Origin of the sequence: Streptomyces sp. CAI-85, assembly GCF_013363615.1 — a bacterium.
Lineage (GTDB): Bacteria > Actinomycetota > Actinomycetes > Streptomycetales > Streptomycetaceae > Streptomyces > Streptomyces antibioticus_B.
This window is the reverse complement of record NZ_JAANNX010000253.1, coordinates 1-617: the sequence shown is the minus strand read 5'-3', so window position 1 is coordinate 617 and position 617 is coordinate 1. Positions and strand designations below refer to the sequence as shown.

The 617-nt window shown below is 67.6% G+C and carries 1 protein-coding gene; it reads right to left on the bottom strand.

Going from position 1 to position 617, the window contains the following annotated elements; all coding sequences use genetic code 11:
* On the bottom strand, positions 1-617 hold a 617-nt coding region (gene trpS / locus G6W55_RS38115; RefSeq protein ID WP_217687884.1), incomplete at both ends, for a tryptophan--tRNA ligase.

The following is a 617-nucleotide window of genomic DNA, read 5'->3' as shown; positions in this document are numbered from 1 at the left end:
TTGATGAGGCCCTTCGGCGTGGACGCCGACTTGCTCATCTTGATCGCCGGGTCCTGGAGGTCGTAGATCTTCGCCGTCTCCTTGAGGATGTACGGCTTCGGGATCGTGAAGGTCTGGCCGAAGCGGCCGTTGAAGCGCTCGGCGAGGTCGCGGGTCAGCTCGATGTGCTGGCGCTGGTCCTCGCCGACCGGGACCTCGTTGGCCTGGTAGAGCAGGATGTCCGCGACCTGGAGGATCGGGTACGTGAACAGGCCGACGGAGGCGCGGTCGGCGCCCTGCTTGGCCGACTTGTCCTTGAACTGCGTCATCCGGCTGGCCTCGCCGAAACCGGTGAGGCAGTTCATGATCCAGGCGAGCTGGGCGTGCTCGGGGACATGGCTCTGGACGAAGAGCGTGCAGCGCTCGGGGTCGAGACCGGCGGCCAGGAGCTGGGCCGCGGCCAGCCGGGTGTTGGCCGTCAGCTCCTTCGGGTCCTGCGGGACCGTGATCGCGTGCAGGTCGACGACCATGTAGAACGCGTCGTGCGACTCCTGGAGGGCCACCCACTGGCGCACGGCGCCGAGGTAGTTGCCGAGGTGGAACGAGCCTGCGGTGGGCTGGATTCCGGAGAGCACGCG